Genomic DNA, 7,419 nt, shown 5'->3' with positions numbered 1-7,419 from the left:
AGCATCTCGGGGCGTTCGAAGACGGGGCAGGCGGCATGGTGGGAGGGGATTTGCAACGCGCTCAGCCGGTTCCGGTCTGCCTGGCCCAAGAAGGGTTTGACCAAGGACGATCGGCGGTTGCTGGAGATTGCCGACAATGGGGCGGGGCGGTCGAACCTGACAGAGTTTGCAGCCCTAATCGCGCTCCGGCAGGAGCGGAATCTTGTGTGAGGCATTCAGATTAGTGGCGCAACCTCCGCTTTTTCTGCGAGCTTTGGGCGTGGCAGAGGCGCGCAAGGCCTGTGTCGTGGCCCTCCGACAGCACAAGCGGCCATGGGTTGGTGTGGCTTTGCGCCTATCGAGACAATAGATGTTCATGTAATGTTTCTAGCGACTCGCTGCCTGGGGGCCACTTATGTGCAACCTCTATTCCCAAACCAAACCGCAAGATGCATTGCGCCGCGTCTTTGAACAGATCGTCGATGACGGCGCATTGATCGAAGTTCTGACCGGCAACCTGCCTGCCATGCCTGGCATCTGGCCGGATTACCCGGCGCCGATCCTGCGGCATGGCCCGCAGGGTTTGCAGCTTTCTCTGGCCCGCTGGGGCATGCCCAGCCCGCCGCAAGCCCTTGTGGGCAAGCGCACCGATCCCGGCGTGACCAATATCCGCAACCTTGCCGCGCCGCATTGGCAGCGCTGGCTGGGGGTGGCGCATCGCTGCCTTGTGCCCTTCACCAGCTTTGCCGAACCCGACAGCCGCCCGGGCCCCAGCCAGGGCAAGCCGATCTGGTTCGCCCTTGGCCCCGACCGACCCCTGGCCTGCTTTGCCGGGATCTGCACCGAATGGACAAGCACGCGCAAGCTGAAGGAGGGCGAAGTCACGGTGCAAGCCTTCGCCTTTCTCACCTGCGAACCGAACCGCGAGGTGGCGCGCATTCACCCCAAGGCCATGCCCGTCATCCTCACCCGACCCGAAGCGTGGCGCGACTGGCTTGGCAAACCCATGGATCGCATCCGCCCCCTGCAACGCCCTTTGCCCGATGGGGAACTGGAAATCGTTCTGGAGGCCGCGCATGAAGATGGTGCTTGATCCGCCCGTCAGTCCGCCGCTTGGCCTGCGCCCGAAGCGGGTGCACGAGGCCGGAGGGCGGGGCCGCCGCAGCTTTGCTCTGTTTCAGGCCGCGCGCCATCCCGGTCCGCTGGTCTGGATCACGCCCGCCCATCTGCGCGAATACCTGCTGCCCGCGGGCCTGCCCGCAGGCGTGGCCGAACGGCTGCATCTGCTGCGCCCGGTGGGCGAAACCGACCTGCTGTGGTGTATCGAAGAGGTGTTGCGCAACCCCGCGGTGGCGCTGGTGATCGCCGAGCCGCAGCAGCCCCTTTCGCTGACTGCAGGGCGCCGGTTGCAATTGGCCGCCGAGGCCGGGCAGACCACGGGCCTGCTGCTCAGTCACGAAGGCGGTGGCAGCGCGGCCTCTGAAACGCGCTGGCATTGCGAACCTGCGCCGGGGTCAGAGGACTCGACTCTGCATCATTGGCAGCTTAAAAAGAACAAAAGAGGAACTAACGGCGATTGGATGCTGCACTGGGATGGCGCGACGGCTGCTTTCCATCTGGTTTCCAAGGCTGGCGAGCGACATCAGCCTGCGGAACAGGCCCGTTGAAGGGCCCTTCGCCCTGACCCTGCGGTCGGGCAATGCCGATCATCTGCATTGCCTGACCCCTGCCGCGCAGGCGCTTGGTCTGCAGCGCGGCATGGCCTTGGCAGATGCCCGGGCGCTGTGCCCCGATCTGGCGACCCGCCCCGCCGATCTGGTGCAGGAGGCCACGGCCCTGACCAGCCTGCGCCGCTGGGCCAGCCGCTATGCGCCCCTGGTGGCCTGCGATGGCCCCGATGGGCTGATGGCCGATATTTCCGGCGTGCCGCATCTGTTTGGCGGCGAGGCGGCCTTGCGCGACGATCTGCAGGCGCGGCTGGAGCGCGCGGGCCTGCAGGCCTGCAGCGCCATCGCCCCCACGCGCGGCGCGGCCCATGCGCTGGCGCGCCATGGCGGTGGCATCGTGGCCGAGGGGCGGCTTGTAGAGGGGATCGGCGCCTTGCCGGTGACAGCGCTGCGGATCGATCATGCCACGGCCGAAGGGCTGGCCCGCATGGGGCTGACCCGGATCGCCGATCTGGCGCATCTGCCCCGCGCGCCGCTGTCGCGCCGCTTTGGCCCGGGGCTGGTCATGCGGCTGGACCAGGCCTTGGGCCAGCGCGACGAACCTGTCGCCGCCCCGCCCGAAGCCCCCCATTTCGGCGTGCGGCTAACCCTGCCCGAGCCGATCGGGCTGCACGCCGATGTGATGGCGGGGCTGGACCGGCTGCTGGATCGGCTTTGCGCGCAATTGGCGGCCCATCATCGCGGCGCACGCCGCTTGCGGCTGGACCTGCGCCGGGTGGACCGGCAAGCCACCCGGGTCGAGATCGGCCTGGCCCGGCCAATGCGCGATCCGGCACGGATCAGCCGGTTATTCGCCAAGGGGGTGGAGGAAATCGATGCCGGATTCGGCATTGATGCGCTGCGCCTGTCGGCCCCTCTTACCGAACCGCTGCCCCCGGAACAGATGGGGGGCAGCCCTGCCACGCGGCAGGCGGATGCGCTGGCCGATCTGGTATCGTCGCTGGGCAATCGCATCGGGTTTGACCGGGTTCTGCGTGCCCTGCCTGCCGAAAGCCTGATCCCTGAACGCAGTTTTGTGCTGGCCCCGGTGGCGCATAGCCAGCCTGAACCTTGCGGTACCAGCCTGACCCGCCCGCAGATCCTGTTCCCGCCCGAACCGGTGGAGGCAGGCCCCGGCCATCCGCCGGCCCGGTTCCGCTGGCGACGGATGCAACTGACCACGTTGCGCGCCACCGGGCCGGAACGCATTGCCCCCGAATGGTGGTTCGACGATCCCGCCTGGCGCGCAGGCTTGCGCGATTACTGGCGGGTGGAAACCCGGCAGGGCCCACGCCTGTGGCTGTTTCACACGCCGCAGGCTCCGGGCTGGTTTGCCCAGGGCGAATTTCCATGATGCCCCTTCATCTTGGCCCAAATATCCCGGGGGGTGAATTGGCCGCTGGCCAAGAGGGGGGCAGCGCCCCCCCTTTTTCCGACCCGCCCGCCTATGCCGAGCTTTGCGTGACCAGCAATTTCACCTTCCTCACAGGGGCCTCGCATCCCGAGGAACTGGTCACCCGCGCCGCCGAACTGGGCCTTACGGCCATTGCCATCACCGACCGCAATTCCGTGGCGGGCGTGGTGCGGGCCTATTCCGCGCTGAAGGAACTGGCCCGCCTGCACACCGAGGCCGAGGGCCATGGCCCCACCATCCGTTCGCAACAGGTGACCGATCATTCCAGCCGCCAGACTGTGCCGCATTTCACCGGCACGACCGAGGCCCCCCACCTGCCCGCCGCGCCCCTGCCCAAACTGATCGCGGGCGCGCGACTGGTGCTGACCGACAGCGCGGTGGAATGGCTCGCGCTGCCCACTGATCTGGCGGCGTGGTCGCGGCTGACGCGGCTCTTGTCCCTGGGCAAACGCCGCGCGCCCAAGGGCGAATGTCACCTGACCCGCGCCGATCTGCTGGAATGGGGGCAAGGCATGATCCTGATCGCGCTGCCGCCTGACCCGCTGGCCCATGCCAGCCCGCCCGATCTGCCCCACATCGCCCGTGCCTTTCCCGGCCAGTGCTTTCTGGGCGCCGCGCCGCGCTATGACGGGCGCGACCAACCCCGGCTCGACCGTCTCGCCCGGCTGTCGCAGATCGCCAATATGCCCATGGTGGCCCTGGGCGATGTGCTGATGCACCGCGCTGCCCGGCGGCCGCTGGCCGATGTGCTGACCTGCCTGCGTCTTGGCTGCACCATCGACAGCATCGGCACCCATCGCCTGCCCAATGGCGAGCGTCGGCTGAAATCCGGGTCCGAGATGGCGCGCATGTTCGCCCGCTATCCCGCCGCGATCCGCCGCACGCTGGAAATTGCCGACCGCTGCGCCTTTCGCCTGTCGGACCTGCGCTATCAATACCCCGACGAATCCGCCGAGGAACCGGCACAGCAGCGCCTTGAACGCCTCGCGCGTGAGGGGCTGCATTGGCGTTACCCCGAAGGCCCGCCGCCCAGGATCGTGCATCGGGTGGAGAAGGAATTGGCCCTGATCCGCGAGGTGGACTATGCGCCCTATTTCCTGACGGTGCATGACATCGTGCAATTCGCCCGCGCGCGCGGGATTCTGTGCCAGGGGCGCGGCTCGGCGGCCAATTCGGTGGTCTGCTATCTGCTGGGCATCACCGAAGTGCCGCCCGAAAGCATCACCCTGATCTTTGAACGCTTCATCTCGAAAGAACGCGGCGAGCCGCCGGATATCGACGTGGATTTCGAACATGAACGCCGCGAAGAGGTGATCCAGTGGATCTATGAGCGTTACGGCCGCCATCGCGCGGGCCTTACCGCCGTGGTGATCCATTTCCGCGCCCGCGCCGCCATCCGCGAGGTGGGCAAGGTCATGGGCCTCAGTCAGGATGTCGTTGCCCGCCTTTCGGGGCAGATCTGGGGCTGGTCCTCTTCGGCCCCGAATGAGGAACGCATCCGCGATGCGGGCCTGAACCCCGAGGATCGCCGGGTGCAACTGGCCATCCGCCTCATCGCCGAGATCATCGGCTTTCCCCGCCACCTGAGCCAGCATGTCGGCGGCTTTGTCATCACCCAGGGGCGGCTGGACGAGCTTTGCCCCATCGAAAATGCCGCGATGGAAGATCGCACCGTCATCGAATGGGACAAGGACGATATCGACGCGCTCGGCCTGCTGAAGGTGGATATTCTGGCGCTTGGCATGCTGACCGCGATCCGCAAGGGTTTTGGCCTTCTGGCGGATCATCGCGGGCTGCGGCTGACGCTGGCCAATATCCCGCCCGAAGACTCGCGCGTGTATGACATGCTCTGCCGCGCTGATGCCATCGGCGTGTTTCAGGTGGAAAGCCGGGCGCAGCTGAACTTCCTGCCCCGGATGCGGCCCCGGAAGTTCTATGATCTGGTGTGTGAGGTCGCCATCGTGCGCCCCGGCCCCATTCAGGGTGGCATGGTGCATCCCTTCATCAATCGCCGCATGGGGCGCGAGCCGGTCGAAGACCTTGGCCCTGCCATGATGGAGGTCTTGGGCCGCACCTATGGCGTGCCGCTGTTTCAGGAACAGGCGATGCAGATTGCGGTGGTGGCGGCGGGCTTCACCCCTGCGGAGGCCGATCGGTTGCGAAGATCCTTGGCCACCTTCAAGCGCATGGGCACCATTGGCAGTTTCCGCGACCGCTTCATCTCGGGCATGCTGGCGCGGGGCTATGATGCCGATTTCGCCGCCCGCTGCTTTGCCCAGATCGAGGGTTTTGGCAGCTATGGTTTCCCCGAAAGCCATGCCGCCAGTTTCGCCCGGCTGGTCTATGTCTCGGCCTGGCTGAAATGCCATCACCCGGCGGCCTTCACCTGCGCGTTGCTCAATGCCCAGCCCATGGGCTTTTACGCCCCGGCGCAGCTGATCCGCGATGCCCGCGACCATGGGGTGGAGGTGCGCCCGGTTTCGGTCAACCATTCGGCGTGGGATTGCACGCTGGAACCCCGCGCCGATGGGGTGCTGGCCCTGCGTCTGGGCTTTCGCCAGATCAAGGGCCTGCGCGAGGAAGACGCGGCCTGGATCGTGGCGGCGCGGGGCAATGGCTATGCCGATGTCGAAAGCCTGTGGCGCCGCGCCGGGGTTCCTGCGGCCACCTTGGAACGGCTGGCCGAGGGCGATGCCTTCGCCGCCCTAAGCCTGAACCGTCGCGAGGCGCTTTGGGCCGCCAAGGCTCTGCGCGCGCCCGCACCCCTGCCGCTGTTTGGCTCCGATGGTGAGGGCGCGCAGGAGCCTCAGGTGGCCCTGCCGCAGATGACCCTGGGCCAGGAGGTGATCGAGGATTATCTGGCCCTGCGCCTGTCCTTACGCGCCCATCCGATGGAGGTGCTGCGCCCCCGCCTGCCGGAAAGCACGCCGCATCAAAGGCTTGCCACGCTGCAAGGCCGCGTCACCGTCACCGGCCTTGTCATCACCCGTCAGCGCCCCGGCACCGCCTCGGGCGTGATTTTCCTCACGCTGGAGGATGAAACCGGAACCGCGAATATCATCGTCTGGCGCAAGGTCTATGAAACCTTTCGCAAGGCCGTGGTCACCGGGCGCCTGCTGCGGGTGACCGCCCGCATCCAGCGCGATGGCCCCACCACCCATCTGATCGCCGAACGGATCGAGGATGTCTCGGCCCTGCTCGGCACACTGGGCCACGCCCTGCCCAAGTTCAGCGATGGCCGCGCCGACGAAACCCTGCGCCCCTCCAATGGCGCCCTGCGCAGCACCGCCCGCCATCCCCGCGAACAGGCGAAAAAGCTGTTTCCAAGCCGGGACTTTCATTGAGTGGCGCAAGGACTCTGTATGTTGCTTAACGTGCACATAAACTGCGGCTTTGGGCCGCAATCGACGCTCGGCCCGTCACTTAGGCGCGATCGGCTTCCTTGTCGAGCAACCCCTGCAGTAGCGCGAGCCGATTTCCGCTGAAATCACCCACCTCGAGCGTCAATCCCTTCATGGCGCGCACGAAGAACTGGCGGAAATCCTTCCGTTCTCCGCACCAGGCAAGCAGCTTCACTCCCTGAGGCGGGTGCACCAGGGCCAGTGGCAACACTGTGCGCGTGGTCTCTTTCCCCGAAAGGTCGGTGTAGCCGAAGGCCACCGGCCGGCTCGTGCGTATCGCCCCGTGGAGCGTGGCAAGATCGGCTGTTGCTGCCTGGGGCAGATCGTCGTGCCAATAGGTGGCGGGACGCACGTCCAGCAACTGGTAGATGCGACCGAGAAGGCCGGCTTCGGGGTCGGTTTCTGCGAGGTGGACCAGCGTTGCTTCGGCGCTTGCCGCGGCGACCGGATCGCCGCGATGGCTTGCGAGGGCAAGCCCGCGAAGGGCAGCGTCACGCAGTTCGGGATCCAGTGGAGATGCTGGTTGGGCTGCAACGCTGGCCGCAGCACTCTGCCCAAAGCCGATTGCAGCGGCCAACCCGGCAAGCCGGGTGCCGAGCGCACGGCGCGTCAGGGTCAAGGGCAGGGGGCGACCGGGTCGCATGGCGAAGCCTCATCAGCACTGGAAAAGGTGCCCTTGATCGCACGGGAGGGGTCGTTTGGTCCAGTATTTTGAGGAAAGCAACTGTCGGTCCCCCAGTGATCCTGCCCGCATCCGACAGGGGGAAGACTGTCCGAAGGGCGGAGTTCGGACCTAGCCCATCCGCGCGTGGCGCTAAAGGTCCATACCGGTGAGCTTCTGAGAAAACTTGCTCATCTTGGCGACGGCGATCGTGACGGAGGGCTTCAGGGCATCGAGATCAACCTCGGGCGCGGCGAC

General features: G+C 66.6%; 6 protein-coding genes. 5 read left to right on the top strand and 1 reads right to left on the bottom strand.

Features of this window, described 5'->3' with window-relative positions; translation table 11 throughout:
- The 5 genes from V6590_RS20510 to V6590_RS20490 form a co-directional block, all read left to right on the top strand.
- Positions 1 to 210, top strand: a 210-nt coding sequence (locus V6590_RS20510; protein WP_335425574.1) for a hypothetical protein, incomplete at its 5' end; no start/stop codon positions are given.
- A 184-nt stretch (positions 211 to 394) separates the two neighbouring features.
- The gene (locus tag V6590_RS20505) at positions 395 to 1,072 is read left to right on the top strand and encodes an SOS response-associated peptidase (protein WP_335425573.1); all 678 of its coding nucleotides are present in this window, start codon (positions 395 to 397) and stop codon (positions 1,070 to 1,072) included.
- Positions 1,056 to 1,646, top strand: coding sequence for an ImuA family protein (locus V6590_RS20500; protein WP_335425572.1), 591 nt, complete (start codon positions 1,056 to 1,058; stop codon positions 1,644 to 1,646). Before V6590_RS20505 ends, V6590_RS20500 begins: the two co-directional genes overlap by 17 nt.
- Positions 1,573 to 3,039, top strand: coding sequence for a Y-family DNA polymerase (locus tag V6590_RS20495; RefSeq protein ID WP_335425571.1), 1,467 nt, complete (start codon positions 1,573 to 1,575; stop codon positions 3,037 to 3,039). The genes V6590_RS20500 and V6590_RS20495 overlap by 74 nt, the downstream gene beginning before the upstream one ends.
- The gene (locus V6590_RS20490; RefSeq protein ID WP_335425570.1) at positions 3,036 to 6,443 is read left to right on the top strand and encodes an error-prone DNA polymerase; all 3,408 of its coding nucleotides are present in this window, start codon (positions 3,036 to 3,038) and stop codon (positions 6,441 to 6,443) included. Before V6590_RS20495 ends, V6590_RS20490 begins: the two co-directional genes overlap by 4 nt.
- 79 nt (positions 6,444 to 6,522) lie before the next feature.
- On the opposite strand, the gene V6590_RS20485 is transcribed toward V6590_RS20490, so the two are convergent.
- Positions 6,523 to 7,119 carry a WYL domain-containing protein gene (locus tag V6590_RS20485; protein ID WP_335425569.1) on the bottom strand — a complete coding sequence of 199 codons (597 nt, stop codon included), beginning with the start codon at positions 7,117 to 7,119 and terminating at the stop codon, positions 6,523 to 6,525.
- Between the last annotated feature and the right edge of the window lie 300 nt (positions 7,120 to 7,419).

The organism is Gemmobacter denitrificans (assembly GCF_036964905.1).
GTDB lineage: Bacteria > Pseudomonadota > Alphaproteobacteria > Rhodobacterales > Rhodobacteraceae > Gemmobacter > Gemmobacter denitrificans.
The sequence above is the reverse complement of the archived record's forward strand: the minus strand, read 5'-3'. Positions and strand labels throughout refer to the sequence as shown.

Bases quoted from the DNA above. Each gene is read 5' to 3' on its own strand.
- V6590_RS20505 (WP_335425573.1), top strand. From the start codon at position 395: ATGTGCAACCTCTATTCCCAAACCAAACCGCAAGATGCATTGCGCCGC.
- V6590_RS20500 (WP_335425572.1), top strand. From the start codon at position 1,056: ATGAAGATGGTGCTTGATCCGCCCGTCAGTCCGCCGCTTGGCCTGCGC.
- V6590_RS20495 (WP_335425571.1), top strand. From the start codon at position 1,573: ATGGCGCGACGGCTGCTTTCCATCTGGTTTCCAAGGCTGGCGAGCGAC.
- V6590_RS20490 (WP_335425570.1), top strand. From the start codon at position 3,036: ATGATGCCCCTTCATCTTGGCCCAAATATCCCGGGGGGTGAATTGGCC.